Genomic DNA, 18,691 nt, shown 5'->3' with positions numbered 1-18,691 from the left:
GCCGCCTTCATATCCTGCAGTGATGGCGGTCGACGATCCGGGCTCGACGCAGCAGGTTCGGCTCTCGTTCGAGGGCCTGCCGCAGCGCTCCGCGCCGCTCAGCTGGTCGCAGCTGTACATGTGGGACTTCCTCTCCCGGATGCGTCCGCACGACGGTCAGTACACCGTGTGCCTGGAGACCGAGGTAGGGCAGCCGGTCGCGGTCGACGACGGCCTCCGGATCGTCGGCGAGCTGATCGCGGACCACGAGGCGCTGCGCACGTCGTACCGGCCGGACGAGACCGGCTTGCCGCGTCAGTACGTCGCTGGCAACGGGCAATCCGACGTCTACGTCCTGCAGGAGTCAGCGGCCGACGCGTGGCTCGCGGCCCAGCGCGAGCGACGGTTCGGCACGTCTGGTCCACCGGTCGACTTCGCTCTGGTGCAGGCCGGTGGCACCATCAGTCGGGTCGCGGTCATCGCGTCGCACCTGGCGGTGGACGGGTGGAGCGCCGCCGTCCTGCGGCGGCAGCTGCGCAAACGCCTGGCCGGCCGGTCCTGCCGAACACAAGAAGCCACCGTCCAGCCGGTGGATCAGTCGGACTGGGAGGCCACCCCGGCAGGCCAGGAAGCAAACCAGGCAGGTCTCGAGCTGTGGCGGCGCACGATCGCCGAAGTTCCGCCCGGCCAGCTCAGCCCGGCCGCTCTGGATTCGAGGCCGCGATACCGGCAGGCGCGAGTCTCGTCGTACGCCGCTGGGAGCGCTCTGCTCGGGCTTGCTCGCCGGCATCGGACGGTTCCGTCGGCGGTGCTGCTGGCCGCGTACTCCCAAGCCGTGGCGACGACTCTCGGCCAGCGCCACCCAGCCTTCTGGGTGGTCGTCCACAATCGCTTCGCGCCCGAGCTGCAGGAGTCGGTCGGCTGCTACTTCCGGGAGACCCTGGTCTGCCTCGACACCGAGACGCGGCGAACCGGTGACCAGATCACCGCGGCGGCATCGGCTCTCCTGCAGGCCTTCCGGCGCTCGCACACCAACCCACGGCAGGTGACCGAGCTGCTCCTCGATCACGACCGCGCTTCGTACTTCGATGTCGCGCGGGCGTTCTACTACAACTTCACCGTCAGGTCCGGAGCCGCCGGACCCCCGGTGGAACAACCGGATCCCGAGTGGGTCGGTGCGAAGGAGTTCGACGGACAAGTCATGCATCTGAACGCCGATCTCAAGGGCGATCAGCTGACCATCAGGCTGATGGCCGACACGTGGTGTGTGCCGGCTCAGCAGATCGAACGGATTCTCTCGTCATGCTTGGACTATCTGCGCGCCGGCTGATCGGCGCGGCCTTGCCGGAGTTGCTGGCCGGTACGACGCCCGTCGCGGTCGGCGTACAGGGTGGGGTCGCGCGCGGGACGGCCGACGAGTTCTCCGACACCGACCTGGTCTTCGTCTACCGCGACGAGGAGTCGGCGGCCGGTGCCGGACGCGGGCATTTCCTTGACGAAGGCCGGCGGATGTGGGGCATCCGTCATCTCCATCTGTCGCGCCTCGACGTGGCGCGCTGGCCGGACGGGCGCCGCTACGTCTACGGGTACGAGACGATCCCGTACGCCGACGAGGACGGCGTACTCGCGGCGATCTGTGCGGAGGCGCGACCTGGGCGGGCGGAGCTCGGCGAGCGAATCGCCTACCAGGTAAGGAAGATCGCCCAGCGGGGCATCGCCTACCCCGACCGGTTGCCGGCCCGGTGGCGTGGGTTCGACCTGACCGAGATCGATCCCTGGCTGGCCAGGGGCGACCTGCTGTCGGCCCATCTGCGGCTCAACCAGACGCTGGAGTTGCTCGTCGGGTTGATCTATTCGGCCAACGGTAGGCCGCGGCCGTCGGCCAAGGCCGTTTACAGCATCCTCAGCTCGCTGCCCTGGTATCCGGAGGCCGTCCGCGCGGGGCTGAGCAAGCTGGCCGAGGTCCGGGCCTTGGACGAGGCCAGCCATGCGTCACGGAGCCGAGCCGCGCGGGCCGTCCTGATCGCCTGTGTGGACGAGGCGACCCGCGCAGGGCTGGCCGCCGACGACCTGGGTGCTGTCTATGCGGCCGCGAAGCCGGCGCCGACCGACGACTAGGGGGACGCCCGTACGCCGGACGCGTCGATCGTGACAAGGGTGCCTGCCGCGATCTCGTCGGCCGCATCCACCACCGCGGGGATGCCGTGTTCGCGCAGGACGATGGCCAGATGCCCGAGCAAGGAGCCCTGGTCGAAGACGAAACCCACCACGCCGCGGACGAAGGGGATCAGACCGAGCGACGGATAGGCGGCGGCGAGCACGACCGGCTCCGGGCCATTCAGCAAGGCCAGCAACTCCGCCGCGGCCGGATCGGCGAGCGGCGCGTCGTCGGCACTGTGCGAGTAGACGCTCACCTCGTGCCGGCGAGCCAGAACCTCCAAGGGGCCAAGGTCTTCGATCCGGACCAGCCGGCCAGTCGCCTGCCCCGGACTGAGCACCTTGGCCTGATCGGCCGGGGTCCGCAAGGGCGCCGATTCCAGCGTGATGTCCTTACTCGTGACGAGGCCGTCGGCCACGTAGAACTCGTACCGGATCTCGCCGAGCGCTGCGGTCAGAGCCCTGGTCTGGTGACCGACCTGGTCGAGCACCTCGGGCGCCAACTCGATGGGCACCGGCGGGTGATCCTGAGGGATCCATCGGGCGGTGTCCGGATCCAGCCGGGCGGTGCGGGTGGTGCTTGAGGTGAGCACGGCCGACCATTGCCGCGTGCCCGGGTCGAGGCGGTACGTCGTACCCGCCAGCCGGCCGGACTTCATCCCGGATACGCCGGCCGGATACACCTCCGCGACGATGCCGCCGTCGATGGTGCACGAGGCGATTCCGGACCATTCGGCGGCCAGCAGCTGGCCGACCTGCACGCACGCCAGCCCGTCGCCGACCGGATTGGCGGCCGCACCCGCCACCAACGCATCGGCCAACTGGTCCGCTGGAACCCGCTGCGGGCCGTCGCCGAAGTTGAGCAGCAGGAAGTCACCCGGCACCTGGCTGCTGATCCCGGCCGCCTCCTCCTTGACCGTCCGCGGGTCGTAGACCGCGTAGCAGATGGGGAAGACAGGGATGCCGAGGTCACGGGCCGCACGACGCAGCCAGACCTTCTTCTGCAGCTGCCTGGCGAACACCGCCGCGGTTCGGCCCAGCACGAGTGACCGGACGGTGTCGATGTCCTCCTGGTCGGCGACGGCACGGACCGGTGTGGGGACGGCCGTGATCGGACGGACCTGCAGGATCTGGATCCCGGCGGCGGTGCCGGCCCATTCGATGTCGACCTCGGCGTCGAGTTCGTCCCGCAACCGCCTGCCCGCGGCGAGCAGCCCAGAACCGAGCTCTGCCGGCAGATCCCCCGGATCGGACGGCCAGTGGGCCAGGACGTCCGGCGCCTTCCCGGAGGTGATCGCGGTCGTGTCCGCTCGGGCGGCCTCGATCACGATGCCATCGGTCGGTCCGGTGACGGGATCGCTGGTGAAGGCGACTCCACTCCAGTCGGCGTCGACTTGCCGTTGCACGATGACGGCGGTCAAGGCCAGGCCGTCGTGGTCGGTCCGGTCCCAGTGATAGGCAGCTCGGTCGGTCAGCATGCCCGCCCAGCAACGGCGTACCGCATCGACGATGTCGTCGGGCCCGTGAACGTCGAGCTCGGAGTGATAGACGCCGGCCATCGCCCGATCCCGGCGGTCCTCGTCCGGCGCGGACGATCTGACCACCACTGTGCCCTGTACGGCGAGGGCGGCCACCTGCGGCCCGAGATCGCCCGCGGTCAGGGGAAGGTCGAGCACAAGCCGCCGGAGGCGAGCCAGAACCGTTGTCGCACTGGCCGGGCGGGCTTTGATCCCGGCCAGACCGGCGGTCAGCAGCGGCAGTACGCCGTACCGCTGGAGCAGCTCGCGATGGGCATCGGTCGTGATGACGACCGCCTCGGGGACGACCAGACCTGCACGCAACACGAGACTCAACGCGCTCGCCTTTCCACCGACCAGGCTGACCGGGTGGTCTGTCGAGTCGAGCTGCAGAAACGGCTGGATCGGGTCAGGCACCGGCAAGCTCCGCTCGGGTCAGGTAGGGGCCTTCGCTGCCGTGCCCGGCCTCGATCAGGCCGCGCAGAATCGGCGTCAACGGGCGCAGCCATCGCAACGTCGGGACAGCTGAGATGTCTGCTGAGTAGATGGTGACGGCCAGCGTGACTGCCTCCTCGAACGGTCGGTCCAGTGTGGACACCATGTCACGGACATCGCGCGGGCACAGGCCCCCGCGGTAGTCGTCGTTCCGGATGCCGCGGTCCATCAGGCCGGGCAGATCATGATGGGCGATCAGCCAGGAGACGAGCTCCGCCTCGCGATCCGTCAGCCAGGCCGGCCGGTGGCGCTGCCACAGGGCCGCGCCGATCTTCCCGTGCGCGCCAGGCGTCCAGACGTTCTTCACCTTGCCGATGTCGTGCAGCAAGGTGGCCACCCGGAGCGCTCGGCGATCCGCCGGCGCGACGGCCGCGGTGTCGAGCATCAGGCAGGCGGTGAAGCCGTGCCGGGCCACCTCCCAGCCTTGGTGGGTGGGCTTCTGGGCGTGGCTGCGTTGGGCGGCCATCGCGGTGGCCAGGAAGTCGTCGGGCCGGCCGCTCCGGGTCACCTCGTGGTCGATCAGCCAGGACCGGAAGCCGTCGTCGTCGGCCTGCCAGGGATCTCCGGCCGGCAAGGCGCTCAGCGGTACGGCCGGAACCGTCTCCGGCCGGCGGTGCGCGACCTGGTGCCACCGATCGAGGGCGGCCAGCCAGGGTCGCTCGTCGATCGTGTAGACCCGCGGCCGGAGCCGGCCGCCTCGTTCGCCGGCCTTCGAGGCGATGTGGGCGGTCTCGAGTTCGCCGACCACGGGCTGGGCGTGATGCCCATCGGCGTGGATCCCCGGCCACAGATGAAGAAGCTCGGCGGCCAGCGGCTCGTCGGCGGCGCTGTGATAGCGAAGCCGGCCGTCGGCGAGATCCTTGACCAGGCTCTCCTCGGCGTAGACCAGCTCCGGACGATCGTGGCGCCATCGCAGGCCGCACTGCAGCAGGTTGACCGAACTCTCCGCGAGCCGGTCGAACCGCCAGCGGACGCGTGGAGCGAGCGCGGTGAGGACCTCGGCGGCCCGCGCTGAACCGATCCCCGTGACGTCGACCTCGATCGCTTCGGCGTCAGGCCCGAACACTCCGTTGAAGTACGACGAGAGGGCGGCCGGGCCCGCGAGCACGGCGTGCGGATCGGCCACCCAGAGTTGCCGCAGGACCGAATCGGTCTGGGCTGTCAGTGGAGCCGAGACGGGACGCGCCAAGGTCGCGCGCTCCAGCCATCGCGATGTCATCGGTACCTCCTAGTCCTCAGGGATCGGCGACCGCGGGATCGTCGTGTGGTCGACGCCGGACAGCAGGCGGTCCCGGAGCGAGTTCGTCCACTGCGCCGGAGCCTGGTCCTCGGCGCCGTAGCCGTCGAGAACCTGGTCGGCCTGGTCGGGCCGCAGTTGTTCGAGATGCTTCTCGGGGACCACGCCGGGATACAGAGAGGTCAGGTGTGCAAGGGCGTAGAAGCAGGGGACGGTCGCGTTCAGCGCCGTGGCCCGCTCGGTCAGGGAGAGCCAGTCCGCGTTGTCCCACGCGGCTGTCGACACGACGAGATCGTTGAACTTGCGGAGCTCGAACGCCTTCCCGCTGCGGATGTACCGCAGTCCGTTGGCTTCCTTGTGGAGATGGGCACAGAGGTCGAGGACCGCATCCACGGGATCGAGGACCCAGCTTCGTTCGCCGCAGACGACGGCGGGTCTGGCCTGGGCGAGCAACTGGGCGGCCGAGTCGCCGGAGGCCTGCCTGGTCTGCAGGAGACCGTGGCACAGATCGACCTTGAAGTAGTCGATCTCGTCGGTGAACGCGGCTTTGACGAACGGCAGGCTGTTGTTCAGATAGGCCTTCCACAGCAGTTCGGTCGAGCGCTGGAACGGACTGACCCCGCGGCCGGTTGCGGCGACCTTGCCCTGGGTGTAGCCGAGCGAGTCCAGTACTTCCCGGACGACGGGGATGTCGTCACGGCTCACCAGCAGATCCAGATCGTTGGTCTGCCGAACCCCACGATCGACGTAGTGGTGCTCGATCAGGGCCGGGCCCTTCCGCACCGCGTGCCGGACATCGGCCACCCGCAGCGCGCCGATGACCCGGCCGAACTCCCCGAACAACGCGTCGTTGCGGCACCGGTTCCCGAGATACACCGCGGCGAGCATGTCGCGGGCGATCCCATGATGCCGCTGCGCCGCACTGCGGAGTGCGCCGTACCTGACGACGTTCCGGCCGATCAACGGCAGCACCCGGTTCCGCAGGCCGAGGTCGACCAGCCGGCCCCAATCGAAGTCGCCGCCCGCCCCGCGCAGAATCTCCGCGGTCCGTTCGGTATCGGCGGCCGCGACGACCGGGAGTGCGAGAAGGAAGAAGACGTCGTCTTCCGGAACGGGCATCGGCGTACCTCCGGAGCAGCGGATCAGGACTGAAGGGTGGTGACGACCTGCTGGAGCGAGGCCATGGTGGCGAACGTCGACGCGGACAGGAGCTCGTCGGGGATCTCGATGGCGAAGGTCTCCTCGAGCTCCAGCAGCAGGGTCACCGTGCCGAGGGAGTCGAGGCCGAGCGAGACCAGCTCGGCGTCCGGCGGCAACTCGGCCTCGTCCGGCAGCAGCGGAAGGTGGGCGCGCACCTTCTCCTCAAGGATCTTCAGCTCTTCAGTAGACATCGTCGTGCTGCCCTTCCCTCGGTTCGTACCGCATCGCCACCGGCTCCCGCCGCAGCCGTAGCCGGCCGGCACGGACCGCTCCGGAGCTGTCGACGGGGACCTCGATCGGCATTGGTCTGCTGAGAAAACCGGTCAGGCTCGCGGACAGCCCGTAGGCGCCCACGTTGCGAATGGCGACCAGGTCACCGGGCACCACATCCGGTACGGCGGCGTCGAAGCTGAGCACGTCGGCCGGCGTACACAACGGCCCCGTGACGACGGCCCGCAGACCGGAGGCGGCCGGATCGGGCCGCCCGAGCACGGTCAGCTCGACCTTGGGACGCATCATCCGCCCGGTCCCCGACAGCCCACCGAGATGGTTGATGCCGGTGTCGAGCACCACGTAGCGGGCTCCCTGGGAGAGCTTGACGTCCATCACCTCGGCGACGAGGGTGCCGCAGGTCGCGGTCAGCCGACGCCCTGACTCGAAGGCGATCGACGGATCACCCCGTCGCCAGGCCGGAAGACATTCGTCGAGTGCTTGCTCGAGTTCTGTTTTCAGCCGCGGGTAGGCGGGCGGCGCGGTCCCGATCGCGTACGGCGCTGCGAACCCGCCACCGAGGTCGAGAGAGCGCAACTGGAGCCCCAGCCGGTCGCGGAGCTCAGCACTGAGCCGAACCGCGGAAGTGAGCTCGTCGATCAGTGCCGACTCGTCGGAGACGTTGCTGACACTGAAATGGTGCAGGCCGGTCAAGGACGCGCCCTTGATGTCCTGGAACGCGCCCGGGTCGGCTGTCAGCGCATCGATCGGATGGCCGAACTGCGAGGCACCGCCGGTCATCCTCAGGCCGCTCGCGCCGCGAGCTGTGCCGGCTACGCGCAACAGGACCTCCGCCTCGATCCCGGCCTGCTCGGCGCCCGCGGCGATCCGCCGGAAGTCGATGGGTGATTCGGTCGAGAAGCTGCGGACGCCGGCCCGGGCGGCGGCCAGGATCTCACTCGCTGTCTTGGCCGGACCGGTGTACATCAGGTCCTCGGCCGGGAAGCCCGCGGCCAGGGCGACCTCCAGCTCTCCGAGGGAGCTGATCTCCGCTCCGCAGCCCGACAACCGGAGAGTCTCGGCCACCTCGGGGTGTGGATTGGCTTTGACCGAATAGAACAGCTTGGCGCCCGCTGGAAGATCCGAGCGGAGCTCTTCGGCGCAGCGCCGCGCTTCGGCGAGGTCGTACACGTAGAGCGGTGTGCCGAAGGCCGCGGCGAGCTCGCGCAGTCCGGTCATCCGGTCACCTCCCGGCGGAGGGTGGTCCGGTCGAGCTTTCCGGAGGTGTTGGTGGGCAGGCGGTCCAGGAAGACCACCACCGGTGGCGTCCTGGCCGGTTCCAGCAAGGTCGCCAGCTCGCCGAGTACGGCGTCCCGGTCGCCTTCCGTCACCAGGCACAACGTTGCCTGGCGCAACTGATCCGGCGGTACGACGGCCGCCTGGGTCACACCGCTGAGGCCGGCCGCGATCGCCTCGATCTCGGTGACGCTGGTGCGGACCCCGTTGAGTTTGAAGATGTCGTCGCGACGACCGAGCAGGTACAGATAACCGTCCTCGTCGAGGCGACCCTGATCACCGGTGTGCAGCACGATCCCGGCCGCCGTCGTACGGAAGGTCCGTGCTGTCAGTGCCGGGGCCCGCCAGTAGCCGGACATCACGTGGGCTCCGCTGACGGTGATCTCGCCGTCCTGGCCGGCCGGTAGCGGCGTACCGTCGTCGTCGACGATCGCGACCGTTGTCCCTGGCAACGGTCTGCCCACCGAGCCGGGTCGGTCACGATCGCCGTCCGGTGTCAGCACGCTGATCCGCTTGCACTCCGTCGTGCCGTACATCAGCTGCACGGCGGCCGCCGGGAACGAGTCGCGCAGGCGATCGATCAGCGCCGAGGCCAGCCACTCACCGGTGTTGGTGAACAGCCGGACGGTGTGCTCGGCGCCGTCGCGGCCGGCGATCGCGACGAGCATCGCGGCCAGCGTCGGAACCAGCGGTACGACGGTCGCCCGGCACGCTCGGATGTCCGCCAGGATCCGCGGCCCGGCGGCCGGATCGGCGATCACCAGACAGGCACCCGCGGCCGCGCACAGGAGCACCTGATAGAGGCCGTAGTCGAACGAGAAGGGCAACCGGCAGTAGACGACGTCGTCGGGCCGGTAGTCGACCACTTCGGCGATCGCCCTGGTCGCGAAGACCACCTGACGATGAGTGCAGACCACCGCTTTGGGCATCGCCGTACTGCCCGACGTGTAGATGAGCAGAGCGACGGCATCGGGGTCATGCCGGGGGGACGGGGCCGGGACGATCGGTGCCGAAGCGAAGTCGTCCGGCAGCTCGGTCAGGATCAAGGCCGGCTCGGCATCCTCGACGACGTGTGCCCAGTGGGTCGGGCCGATCGACGGACTGACCGGGATCAGCGTCGCGCCGATCCAGGAACACCCGTACAGCAGGCGGACGACGTCGCGACCCGGCGGCAGTCTGACCAGCACCCGATCGCCGGCCTGGACGCCGTGCGCGGTCAGCCACTGGGCTGTCGCGTGCACGGCATCGGTGAGATCGGCATAGGTCAGAGCTCCGGCGCTGTCCTGCAGCGCGCGGCGTTCGGGGTGCGCCTGACCGGCGGCGATCAGCAGGTCATGGATCAGCTGATCGTGGTCAGGCAAGGTGCACGCCCCGATCGAGCAGGCTGAGTGCGCCGGTGCCGACCCACAGCTTGTCGTTGGAGAAATTCAGCGCCGCGGACCGCAGATCCCGGAACGTTCGTTCGAGCGCACTGGGGGCGAGCCGGTTGTACCCGACGGCCAGCCCGGACAGCTGGACCATCCGGTCGGCGGCGCGGAAGCAGAGCTCGGAGGCGGCCAGCTTCAGTGTGTTCAGATGGATCTTGTCGGCCGGCCGGTCGAAGACGCGTCCTGCGGTCCGCGCTGTCGCGACCTCGGCCGTGACCGTCCGCAGGTACGAGCTGACCAGTTCGAGGTCGACCCGGATCCGGGCCACCCGTTCGTTCAGCAGGTCCGACTCGAGCGGGCTGCCCGGTTTGCCGGCCGTCTTCAGCAGCCGGGCGACGAGTTGGGTGAACGCGTTCTCGGCGGCGCCGAGCCAGCAGGCCGACCAGCCGATGTGAGCCAGCGGGACCAGGCTGTCGTCGGCCACGCGCTGGAACGTGCCGGCACCGACCACCGCATCCGCAGGCGTGCTGCCCTTGAGCCGAAGGCCACCGCTAGCGGTGGCCCGCATCCCCAGCATGTCCCAACTGTCAGTGGGCTCCAGGACGAGATCAGCCGCATCGACGTACAGCAGCGAGACCTCCCCACCCGGTGTGGTCGAGCTGTCCCGGCGGACGGTGAGAAGGAAGCCGTCGGCGGCCGTCCCACCGGTGACGACCGGCGCGTCCCGGTCGATGGCGAGACGGGCGCCGCCGCTCGCCGTCGAGGTCGTCCCGGTCAGGCTGGAGCCACCGGAGCGATCGGTCGTCACCGAGGCGATGTACACCTCGCCGCGGATCACTCGAGGCAGCAGCCGGTCCCGCAAGCCGCTCGTGCCGTGCCGGACGATCGCATCGACCTGCTGGCAGTGCATCGCCCAGATCATCGCCGTCGACAAACACACGCCGCCGATCGCGCGGGCGGTCGTCACCAGCTCGGTCAGGAACGCCTCCGGCGTGCCGTGCACGGCGGGCACCGCCAGCCCGAGCAGACCGCCGGCCCGCAGTTCGGCCAGGTTCTCGGCCGGGAAACGCGACTCCTGGTCGAGTTCGGCCGCGCGCTGGGCGATCCTGGCCAGCAGTTCAGCGTCGATCATCGGCACACTCCTTCGTGATCAGCTCGAGGATTCGGCGGTGCAGGGAGTCCTGGTCGTCGGTCGCGTCCAGACGATGTACGGCGGCCGTCGCGCGCAGATGGATCAGGCCGGCCAGGGTGTGGGTGCGAAAGGTCGCGAGTTTGCCCTGGAAACGCAGCAGGTCCTCGGGTCCCGCCGGCTGGTTCTTGCTCAGCGCGCGGCTGCGCTGCCGGTCGATCGACCGAGCCTCGGAGTCACCACCGAGGTCGAACTCGAAGACCACCAGCCGACTGGCCGTCGTCGGGTCGGCGAGCAGCAGCTGCGACTGCAGCAGGCCCTTCGGGTGCCCGTCCAGGATGGTCAGCGGGGCGTCGCTGGTCGTGACCAGCTCGATCACAGCGTGGTCGAACGCCCGTGGTGCGAGTTGGCCGAGATCTCTGGCCGCGGCCGCTTGAGCGGCCAGGCCGTCGAGTTCGTGCCGCGCCCGCTGCGACAGCCGGTCGAGCAGGCCGGGGTTTCCCTTGCGCAGCAACGGAACCGAGACGATCAGGCTGCCTTCGACCGCCTCGGAGAGCAATCTGCTCTGGGTGCTCTTGCCGGTGCCGGGCAGACCGAGCATCGAGATGATCGGGCCTTTGGATCCGGCCGATGTCACAGCCATCGGTTCCCCTCCAGGAAGTCGGTGAGGATCGACCGCTCGGTGGCAGCCACCTTCGCCAGGTCGGTCTCGTGTGCGGGTGACAGCGGCCGGCGTCTGTTCAACGTGTGCTTGAGCCCGGCCAGCCGAAGTCGTTCCATGTCGCCGACCAGCGAGCTGTAGGCGGAGATCGTCGCCTCGTGCTCGCCCGGGGTGGTCAGCAACCGGAGGCGATCGAGCACGATCCGCTTGTGCTCGGCCAGCAGGTGCACGACCCGGTAGTCGTAGCGGACCTGGCCTTCCGCCGCGGCGCGCAGATGTTCGCGGGCGTCGTCGTACACATCCAGGCCGAATTTGATCCGCTCTCCCGGAGCCACGTCCGCCGCACGCGAGTACCACCAGTAGCCGCCGTACGGGTCGAAATCGTCCGGTACGACGGACAGCAGGTACCGACGGAGGGCGGCGACGATCCGGGCGGGGTCGGCGACGGCGGCGGGGCGCGGGCCCGGGGTGAGCGTCTGGGCCACCGCGGTCATCTTGTTCCAGCGTTCGGACGTCCGGATCTGTTCGAGCCCGGACCGGAAGGCGGCCTCGAGGGCGGACGCCGGGAACAGGAATTCCTGGAAGCGGCGATCGCGATCGAATCCGGCGGCGACGAAGGACCTGGTCGCCGGCTCGAACCCGTAGACCAGGAACTCGTGCATGAGCGTCCGGCCGAGGTCCTGAAGCCGGTTGAGGTCGACGAACAGGATCACGTAGGTGCCGGCTGCGACCGCGGCTTCGAGATAGTCGGCGACATTGTCGAGTTGCTCGGCCTGCTCGAGCCCGACGACGTCGGTGCCGAGGAGGCCGCGATAGGCGAAGGTGTCGTTGAAGTCGATCCAGGAGACCCCGCCGTCGGCCGCGATCCGGTAGGAGTGCAACTCGGCGAACCGCTCCTCGAACCAGCCGGTGTGGCCGGTACCCAGGACCACACAGAGAGGCAGCGCACCACTCAGATAGTTGTTGAAGTGCCGCTGCAGTTCGATCGGGAGTCTCATCGGCCCTCCTGCTGCAGAACGGCCGCGAGGTCTTCACCGGTGTCGGCACAGGCCGCACGCACCTGGTCGAGAACCTGGTCGGACAGCTGGGCGCGGTCCGCTATCGCTTGGCGCGCGCCGCGCAGCAAGCCTCGGCGCCACTGCGCCGCACGGTCTGCTCGCTGGGGAACGACGGTGTAGGCGGGTGTGTACGACGTGCCCTGGTCGACGTAGTCGCGATGCACCCTGCAGGCCCAGTTCCGGCCGCCGGTCCGGCTGCGGGCCGCGTAGCAGGCGAAGAAGAGTCCGATCATCTCTTCGGCGAACTCTTCGTCGTCGATCCGGCAGCCGGTGTCCAGCCGGGGTATGGCGGCCGACGCGATCAGAGCGTCGAACGAGTACCCGAGCCGCGTCACCCAGTCCGCACCGGCGCGTGCCGGGTACCGGCCGACGGCCCCGAACTTCAGATGGATCGCGCCGAGCCGGGGATCGGGCGCGTGGCGCACCTGGAAGCCGCGTTCGGCCAGCTCGGCCGAGACCAGCAGATGATCGGAGTACGACGTCCGCCACTCCGACAGGTCCGGGAAGCCGCCGATCGCCGTCAGGGCGTCGGCCGCGAACAGGCAGAAGCCACTGACCATGGTCGTTAGCACCGGGAGCAGCAGACCGAGTTCGTCGAGCTGATCCGACGGCGGCAGCCGATCGAAGTTGGTGGTGAAGTAGCCGTCGTCAAGATCGAGCCGGCCGAAGTCATCGCCGGCCGCCGTCGCGTACGGCGAAGCCGCGCGGCCGTAGTACGGCAGCGTCAGGGCAGCTGTCCGGGGATCCTGCTGGCGCAGGCGTGCGAGCTGCCAGATGGCCGGCTGGAGAAAGCCCGGCTGCAGAACCAGATCGTCGTCGAGCAGCAGTACGACGGGAGTGCGGGCCAGCGAGAGGGCGGTATTGCGCGCGTGTGCGCTGCCGCGATGCAGGCTGGTCCGGACGACCCGGATCCGGGTCGGCCACTGACTCCGGAGCCGGCCGACGACCGCCTCGGTGGCATCGGTCGACCCGTCGTCGACGATCACCACCTCGACCTCGGAGTCGGCGGTCAGGAGCGTCGTCACGCTGAGCACCAAGGGGTTCTCGGCGAATCCTGCACCGGCACCGAAGGGACACCGGTTGTACGTCGCGACCAGCGCGGTCACCCGGGCCGGAACGGCAGGGGCAGGAGCCGGCAACGATCTGAGCCGCTCGACTCGCTCGGCCACGGTCGTCATCGGACCTCCTCGCACTGCCCGGCGGCGAGCTGCAACCGGGCTCCCGGTGCGATCTCGCCGGTCGCGGAGTGGCGCACCACAGCCGGTACGCCGGCCTCGCGCAGGATGATCGACAGATGGCAGAGGGTGGCCGCGTCGTCGAAGACGAAGCCGGCCACATGGTCCACCAGCAAAGCCAGGCACGTTCGCGGCCACGGGGTGACCACGATCGGTCTGGTCAGCCCACCCAGCAACCGGGACCGGATCTCGTCCGCCGCCGAACTGCCGTGTGCGGCCAGGAACTCGGGGTCCGGGATCACGCTGCGGTCGCTGAGGATCTCCTGCAACGGCGCGACGTCGAGCAGGATGACGGCCGGTCCGGTGGCCTGGCCGGGCGAGATCGTTCCGGACATCCGGGCGGGCAGCTCACGGCCGCTTTCGACCGACAGGTCCCACAGCCTGATCTGCCCGGTGTCGGTGCGGATCCACTCGATGCGCACTTCGCCCAACTCGAACTGCAGTGCTTCGGTGATCCGGCGGATCTCCGCGAGCGCGGTGGCGTCCAGTGCCTCCGGCGCTCGCTGGGTCGGCCGCCGGGTGATCTGCAGGGTGTCGGCATCGAGCGCCCAGTAGGCGTCCGCGGATCGCCGCTGTTCCGTTACCGGTACGCCGGTGGTGTCGGCGATCACCGTAGAGAACGGGCCACTGCCGAACATCAGGCCGCCGGCCGCACCCGGGAGGTACTCGACCACCAGTTGGCCGTCGGACTGGAGCGCGGAGTATCCACTGGTCAGGCCGACATGCAGGTCAGCGACGAACGCCGTTTCCCCCGGGCGCCAGTGCTCGGCGAACCACGCCGGCAGGGCTTCTCGCCGTACTCGTCGCAGGGGCGATCGTGGCAAGGCGATCTCGAGCACTTCGGTGCCGGTGAGTTTCGCCGCGGCGTCGGCCATGGCCTCGGCGGACGCTCCCGATTCGCTTGCCTGCAGCAACCATTGCTCGTCGAGGACGAGGTCGTGCCGGCGGGCGGCGGCGCGGACGTAGTGGTGCTTGTCGATCCGGCGCTGGACCAGTTCGAGCAGCTCGCCCGCTTCGCGGACCAGTGCCGAGGCCGCCGTCAGGTCGTCGATGGACACCGCGGTCACCGGACCGATGCGGACCGATCCGACGGCCGCCGTGCCCGTGATCGGGCGAGCTTGGAGGATGACCGGTCTGGTCTCGCCCGCGACCAGGGCGAACTCGATGTCCACCGGCACTCCGAACAGCTGTTCCACCGCGAGCATCTCGGTCCGCAACCTCTCGAGATCCGGTGCCGACAGCGGTCCGTCGGTGACAGCGGCCGGCTGGGTCGCGGTTCGATCGAGTGTGTAGCGGTATGGGATCCCTTCGCCGCTGAGCAGGGACTCGGCGCTGCCCTGGACGCATTCGATGACGAGCCGGTGCGTGCTCCCGCTCAGCGGGTCGACGGTGAAGCAGACCCCGGCGACCACCGGCCGGACCTGTCGCTGGACGATGACCGCCAGATGATCGGGGGGAACGGTATCCGCGAGGGCCAGCGCGAGGGGGGAGAAGCCTGAGGACCAGACCTGCTGGACAGCATCGACCGCAGCGGCCGGCTCTACGTCGAGCAGGGAGGTGAACGTGCCCGCCAGCGAGCTGTGCAGGCCGTCCTCGAGCGTGCTGGAGCTCCGCACGGCCAGAGAATCACCGAGGACCGGGAGCACGTCGCCGATCGGACCGAGGTCGATGTCCCACAGGAGAGCCCGGATCATCCCGCTGTTGTTGAGTCCGCGGTGCAGGTGCCGGCGGATCGCGTCGCCGGCACCGGACGACTCCGCGACGGCCCAGAGCAGATCGTTGGGGATGACTACAGCGTCCGGGACGACGAACCCCGCCTTGGCCAGCCGATCGAGGTTCCAGGCCTTCTCACCCACCCGGTCGCGGGTGCCGTCGGTCAGGTCGCCGACCCGGAGGAGTCTCATCGCAGCCCTCCCAGCGCCAGCTTGATCTCATCGTGCGCACCGGCTGGGTCGAGGACCTTGGTGGCAGGCGCCGCGGGGGTGCCGAGGGTGTAGAAGATGCCCGCGGTCTCCTCGTGATCGGGGTGGTAGCCGTGCATGCCGCGAGCGGTCGAATCCGCCGGCCGGTGGATGCCGGTGAAGTAGTCGGGGACGAACAGCCCGCCGGGATCGAGGACGAAGATGTGGTCGCCCCATCGCGGGTCGGTGACCCCGAACGCGCGCCGGTCGGCCTCGCTCAGCAACTGCCCGGATCCGGTCGCTGCCAGCGCCTGAGCCGCCTCGGCGCAGCGCTCGTCGCCGCCGCGTGCGGCCCACAAGCGGATCATGGTGGCATCGACGAACGCCAGCACGTCCCGCGGGAACCGGGGCGGTCGGCAGTGCTGGGTCACCGGCGTCATCGAGTGGTCCGAGAACAGGACTACGGCGCTCCCGGGATCCGCCTCCTGGCCGACGTCGATGAGTCCGGCGATCTGATCCCGGTACCACGACGCCCGGCGCCGGTACTGCGAACTGTCGGGACCGAAGTCGTGCCCAAGACCGTCGAGGTAGGTCAGGAAGAGGACCACGTCACGCTTGTCGCGCAGCGCCTGACGGGCCTGCTCGATCACCGTGGCGTCGTGATCGCGCCCCGGGAGTCCGTGCGGATGCGCGAGGAAGACCGGTGCGTCGGCGAAGATCGACCGGGGCGTGTTGGGACCGTGCGCGACGTCGGTGCCGATCTTGCCGAAGTAGGGACACATCCGCCACGGGATCCGGGCGGTGTCCACGCCACGCTGCCGAAGCTTCCGGCGTACCCACAGATCGGCGGCCGGGAACCGCTCCAGTGGATCGAGCCACCGGGCGAGCCGCGGATGCCGGCCGAGCGGCGCCCGGTCGGGGGCGAGCCCCCACTTGTTGAAGAAGCCCGCCGCGTCCGGCCCGAGACCCGCGAAGACCTCGGTGATGATGTTGACCGTGTAGCCGATGCCGGTGCGCAGTGATCTGGCCGAGTCGAACAAGGTGTCCAGCCCGGCGTCGTGCGCCGCGTCCTGGCCGATACCGTCGATGAAGATCACTAGCGTCATGCGCGGCCACCTCTCCTGATCTCCTGCCAGGTGTCCAGCAACGCGTCCCGCGACGAGCTCCAGGAACCGGTCCAGCCCGGCAAGGAGGAGTCGGCAACAGCTGCCAGTTGTCCTTGCAGCCCTGGGTCGGCGAGACAGTGGGCCAGAATGATCGTCGAGGTCTGCAACCCGTGTTTTGCCCGCTGCGGAGTGCCGGCGTCATCCGGAGGTATTGATCGGACTTCGGATCGACCGGCCTCACTTGTCCAGCCGCTCAACCCATGCGCCAGCTCCGAGGGCTCGGCCGCGGGTTCGAAGAGACCATCGAGCAGACGTAGCACCGACGGCGCCCACTCACGCCAGAGCGCGATGGCGGGAACGTCGGCGAGAACTCCACTCGCCCGGAGTTGCGCGGCGGCGGTGAAGACCTCGGCCGCGTCGGGTCCCAGCCGGCGATCGACCAGCCGGCGCTGGTCCGCGATCCGCGGTGTGTAGGCACCGACAGCGATCAGTCGAGCTGCTACGCACGCGAGAACGATGTTGCACGTGCTCAGTTGGAGCAGCAGTGATTGCCACCGCCCGCTCTCGCCGTGCAGGGTAGACCAAGATGCCCGGTGCAGCCAGCCGGCATAGCGATTCGCCACCAGGAAGTGCGCCGCGGGCAGAGCAGGCGGTACGGCGAGCTGTCCGAGCTCGACCGCCGGGCCCGTCAGCGGAACAGCCTCAGCCAGATCACGTCCGAGCAGCGTGCCGGCCAGCTTCGGCAGGTCGGTCCGGCTGATCTGCTTGATGTCGAGGCGGAAGCTCTCGCTGCCGGTTCGGTACCGCGTCTCGAGGTCGAGCAGGCCGGCGGGCACCGCGGTCAGGGGCGTGTCGGTCAGAGCGATCAGATCGAGGTCGGACACCGGTACGCCGGCATGCCAGACCTCCTCGCGCCTCCCGAAACTCCCCGCCAGCAACCAGGTCTGACCGGGGACATCCGCGACCGCTCGTGCACACTCGGCCAGCAGCGAGGCCCGCGGCCGACGGACGTCGACGGCGGTCGTCCTGGTCATCAGAGCAGCAGCCTGTGCTGGTGGAGCTCCGAGCGCATCCGGTCGATCGACTCCTGCGTCGCGTTGCTCGCGGCCCATTCGGCGAAGTCCGCCAGCCCGTCGGCGAGCTTCACCGTCGGCGCGAAGCCGAGCAGGTCGGTAGCCCGGGTCATGTCCGGATAGCAGTTGCGGATGTCGCCCTTGCGATAGTTCTCGGAGATCTCCGGCTCGATTCCGGGGGCGATCGCATCGGCCAGCATCCTGGCCACCGTGCTGACCTCGACCGGTTGGCCCGAGCCGAGGTTGACCGGGCCTGCGTCCGTGCCGTTCTCGATGGCGAGCAGGACCGCCCGGCAGACATCCGAGACATGAATCAGATCCCGGCGCTGCCGGCCGTCCTCGAAGATCAGCGGCGCGCGGCCTGCCGCGAGCCGGGCGGCGAACAGGGCGACCATGCCGGTGTAGGGATTGGTCAGCAACTGGCCCCGGCCGTAGACGCCGAAGTACCGCAGGCAGGTGGTCGGGATGCCGTAGGCGCGACCGACGACCAGGCAGAGCTCCTCCTGGCTTCGCTTCGAGATGCCGTAGACCGACGCCGGCCGCAGATCGGCCGTCTCCGGAATGGGAATCGGCACCGGCTCACCACCACAGGTGGGGCAGACCTGTTCCCACAGACCCGCGCGGAGCCGGTCGTACGCCCTGACCGGCGGCCGGACCTCGCCGCAGCGGTCGCAGGCGTGCAGACCTTCGCCGTACACCGACATCGAGGACGCGGCGACGATTTGCCGGATCTGCCCGGCGCGCTCCGCGACCGCCTCGAGCAGCACCGCCGTACCGCTGACATTGGCGTCGACGTAGCGCCGCATCTCGAACATCGAGTGACCGACCCCGACCTGTGCGGCCTGGTGTACGACGATGTCGACGTCGTGCAGCGCCTTCTCCACCGCGGGCTTGTCCTGCAGGTCGGCCCAGACGTACTCGGCGCCGCCGGACTGATCAGCCTCGGTCTGGTCGAACGGCCGGGATCGGTTGTCGATGACAACGACCTGATGGCCTAGTGCGAGCAGTGCGGTCACCAGGTGCGAACCGATGAAGCCGGCTCCGCCGGTGACGAGGATTCGGTGCGTCAT

Annotated in this window: 16 protein-coding genes; 2 read left to right on the top strand and 14 right to left on the bottom strand. The window is 69.4% G+C overall.

Translation table 11 applies throughout. The features are described from left to right. Nucleotides 1–22: 22 nt before the first annotated feature. Nucleotides 23–1,309, top strand: a complete 1,287-nt coding sequence (locus OG474_RS45600; protein ID WP_405059959.1) for a condensation domain-containing protein — start codon at nucleotides 23–25, stop codon at nucleotides 1,307–1,309. Beyond that, complete coding sequence (locus OG474_RS45595) at nucleotides 1,282–2,097, top strand: nucleotidyltransferase domain-containing protein (RefSeq protein ID WP_405059958.1); 816 nt, start codon at nucleotides 1,282–1,284, stop codon at nucleotides 2,095–2,097. Before OG474_RS45600 ends, OG474_RS45595 begins: the two co-directional genes overlap by 28 nt. On the opposite strand, the gene OG474_RS45590 is transcribed toward OG474_RS45595, so the two are convergent. From OG474_RS45590 to OG474_RS45525, 14 genes are read right to left on the bottom strand one after another with little or no spacing between them, the layout of a single operon-like run. Beyond that, entirely contained in the window at nucleotides 2,094–4,070 is a 1,977-nt protein-coding gene (locus tag OG474_RS45590; protein ID WP_405059957.1) for a PEP/pyruvate-binding domain-containing protein, read from the bottom strand. The genes OG474_RS45595 and OG474_RS45590 overlap by 4 nt on opposite strands. Next, nucleotides 4,063–5,367, bottom strand: a complete 1,305-nt coding sequence (locus OG474_RS45585) for an HD domain-containing protein (protein WP_405059956.1) — start codon at nucleotides 5,365–5,367, stop codon at nucleotides 4,063–4,065. Before OG474_RS45585 ends, OG474_RS45590 begins: the two co-directional genes overlap by 8 nt. 9 nt (nucleotides 5,368–5,376) lie before the next feature. Further along, on the bottom strand, nucleotides 5,377–6,504 hold the full coding sequence (locus OG474_RS45580) for a nucleotidyltransferase family protein (protein ID WP_405059955.1): 1,128 nt from the start codon (nucleotides 6,502–6,504) through the stop codon (nucleotides 5,377–5,379). A 23-nt stretch (nucleotides 6,505–6,527) separates the two neighbouring features. Then, entirely contained in the window at nucleotides 6,528–6,776 is a 249-nt protein-coding gene (locus OG474_RS45575) for a phosphopantetheine-binding protein (RefSeq protein ID WP_405059954.1), read from the bottom strand. Continuing rightward, nucleotides 6,766–8,034, bottom strand: a complete 1,269-nt coding sequence (locus OG474_RS45570; RefSeq protein WP_405059953.1) for a type III PLP-dependent enzyme — start codon at nucleotides 8,032–8,034, stop codon at nucleotides 6,766–6,768. The genes OG474_RS45575 and OG474_RS45570 overlap by 11 nt, the downstream gene beginning before the upstream one ends. Continuing rightward, on the bottom strand, nucleotides 8,031–9,452 hold the full coding sequence (locus tag OG474_RS45565; RefSeq protein ID WP_405059952.1) for a class I adenylate-forming enzyme family protein: 1,422 nt from the start codon (nucleotides 9,450–9,452) through the stop codon (nucleotides 8,031–8,033). Before OG474_RS45565 ends, OG474_RS45570 begins: the two co-directional genes overlap by 4 nt. Beyond that, nucleotides 9,445–10,590: an acyl-CoA dehydrogenase family protein gene (locus OG474_RS45560; RefSeq protein WP_405059951.1), complete on the bottom strand. Its 1,146-nt coding sequence runs from the start codon at nucleotides 10,588–10,590 to the stop codon at nucleotides 9,445–9,447. The genes OG474_RS45565 and OG474_RS45560 overlap by 8 nt, the downstream gene beginning before the upstream one ends. Beyond that, complete coding sequence (locus tag OG474_RS45555) at nucleotides 10,577–11,230, bottom strand: hypothetical protein (RefSeq protein ID WP_405059950.1); 654 nt, start codon at nucleotides 11,228–11,230, stop codon at nucleotides 10,577–10,579. The genes OG474_RS45560 and OG474_RS45555 overlap by 14 nt, the downstream gene beginning before the upstream one ends. Beyond that, nucleotides 11,221–12,246, bottom strand: a complete 1,026-nt coding sequence (locus OG474_RS45550) for a hypothetical protein (RefSeq protein ID WP_405059949.1) — start codon at nucleotides 12,244–12,246, stop codon at nucleotides 11,221–11,223. Before OG474_RS45550 ends, OG474_RS45555 begins: the two co-directional genes overlap by 10 nt. Beyond that, the gene (locus tag OG474_RS45545; protein ID WP_405059948.1) at nucleotides 12,243–13,484 is read right to left on the bottom strand and encodes a glycosyltransferase family 2 protein; all 1,242 of its coding nucleotides are present in this window, start codon (nucleotides 13,482–13,484) and stop codon (nucleotides 12,243–12,245) included. The genes OG474_RS45550 and OG474_RS45545 overlap by 4 nt, the downstream gene beginning before the upstream one ends. Next, nucleotides 13,481–15,445, bottom strand: a complete 1,965-nt coding sequence (locus tag OG474_RS45540) for a PEP/pyruvate-binding domain-containing protein (RefSeq protein WP_405059947.1) — start codon at nucleotides 15,443–15,445, stop codon at nucleotides 13,481–13,483. Before OG474_RS45540 ends, OG474_RS45545 begins: the two co-directional genes overlap by 4 nt. Beyond that, a complete protein-coding gene (locus OG474_RS45535) occupies nucleotides 15,442–16,548 on the bottom strand; it encodes an alkaline phosphatase family protein (RefSeq protein ID WP_405059946.1) in 1,107 nt (368 codons plus the stop codon). Before OG474_RS45535 ends, OG474_RS45540 begins: the two co-directional genes overlap by 4 nt. Further along, the gene (locus OG474_RS45530; protein ID WP_405059945.1) at nucleotides 16,545–17,582 is read right to left on the bottom strand and encodes a hypothetical protein; all 1,038 of its coding nucleotides are present in this window, start codon (nucleotides 17,580–17,582) and stop codon (nucleotides 16,545–16,547) included. Before OG474_RS45530 ends, OG474_RS45535 begins: the two co-directional genes overlap by 4 nt. Beyond that, nucleotides 17,582–18,691, bottom strand: coding sequence for an NAD-dependent epimerase/dehydratase family protein (locus OG474_RS45525; RefSeq protein ID WP_405059944.1), 1,110 nt, complete (start codon nucleotides 18,689–18,691; stop codon nucleotides 17,582–17,584). Before OG474_RS45525 ends, OG474_RS45530 begins: the two co-directional genes overlap by 1 nt.

Origin of the sequence: Kribbella sp. NBC_01505 (genome assembly GCF_045040285.1) — a bacterium.
Taxonomy (GTDB): Bacteria; Actinomycetota; Actinomycetes; order Propionibacteriales; family Kribbellaceae; genus Kribbella.
The sequence above is the reverse complement of the archived record's forward strand: the minus strand, read 5'-3'. Positions and strand labels throughout refer to the sequence as shown.

Excerpts from the sequence above, each read along its gene's own strand:
- OG474_RS45600 (WP_405059959.1), top strand. The coding sequence starts at position 23 with ATGGCGGTCGACGATCCGGGCTCGACGCAGCAGGTTCGGCTCTCGTTC.
- OG474_RS45595 (WP_405059958.1), top strand. The coding sequence starts at position 1,282 with ATGCTTGGACTATCTGCGCGCCGGCTGATCGGCGCGGCCTTGCCGGAG.
- OG474_RS45585 (WP_405059956.1), bottom strand. The coding sequence starts at position 5,367 with ATGACATCGCGATGGCTGGAGCGCGCGACCTTGGCGCGTCCCGTCTCG.
- OG474_RS45580 (WP_405059955.1), bottom strand. The coding sequence starts at position 6,504 with ATGCCCGTTCCGGAAGACGACGTCTTCTTCCTTCTCGCACTCCCGGTC.
- OG474_RS45575 (WP_405059954.1), bottom strand. The coding sequence starts at position 6,776 with ATGTCTACTGAAGAGCTGAAGATCCTTGAGGAGAAGGTGCGCGCCCAC.
- OG474_RS45570 (WP_405059953.1), bottom strand. The coding sequence starts at position 8,034 with ATGACCGGACTGCGCGAGCTCGCCGCGGCCTTCGGCACACCGCTCTAC.
- OG474_RS45560 (WP_405059951.1), bottom strand. The coding sequence starts at position 10,590 with ATGATCGACGCTGAACTGCTGGCCAGGATCGCCCAGCGCGCGGCCGAA.
- OG474_RS45555 (WP_405059950.1), bottom strand. The coding sequence starts at position 11,230 with ATGGCTGTGACATCGGCCGGATCCAAAGGCCCGATCATCTCGATGCTC.
- OG474_RS45550 (WP_405059949.1), bottom strand. The coding sequence starts at position 12,246 with ATGAGACTCCCGATCGAACTGCAGCGGCACTTCAACAACTATCTGAGT.
- OG474_RS45545 (WP_405059948.1), bottom strand. The coding sequence starts at position 13,484 with ATGACGACCGTGGCCGAGCGAGTCGAGCGGCTCAGATCGTTGCCGGCT.
- OG474_RS45540 (WP_405059947.1), bottom strand. The coding sequence starts at position 15,445 with ATGAGACTCCTCCGGGTCGGCGACCTGACCGACGGCACCCGCGACCGG.
- OG474_RS45535 (WP_405059946.1), bottom strand. The coding sequence starts at position 16,548 with ATGACGCTAGTGATCTTCATCGACGGTATCGGCCAGGACGCGGCGCAC.
- OG474_RS45530 (WP_405059945.1), bottom strand. The coding sequence starts at position 17,582 with ATGACCAGGACGACCGCCGTCGACGTCCGTCGGCCGCGGGCCTCGCTG.
- OG474_RS45525 (WP_405059944.1), bottom strand. The coding sequence starts at position 18,691 with ATGACGCACCGAATCCTCGTCACCGGCGGAGCCGGCTTCATCGGTTCG.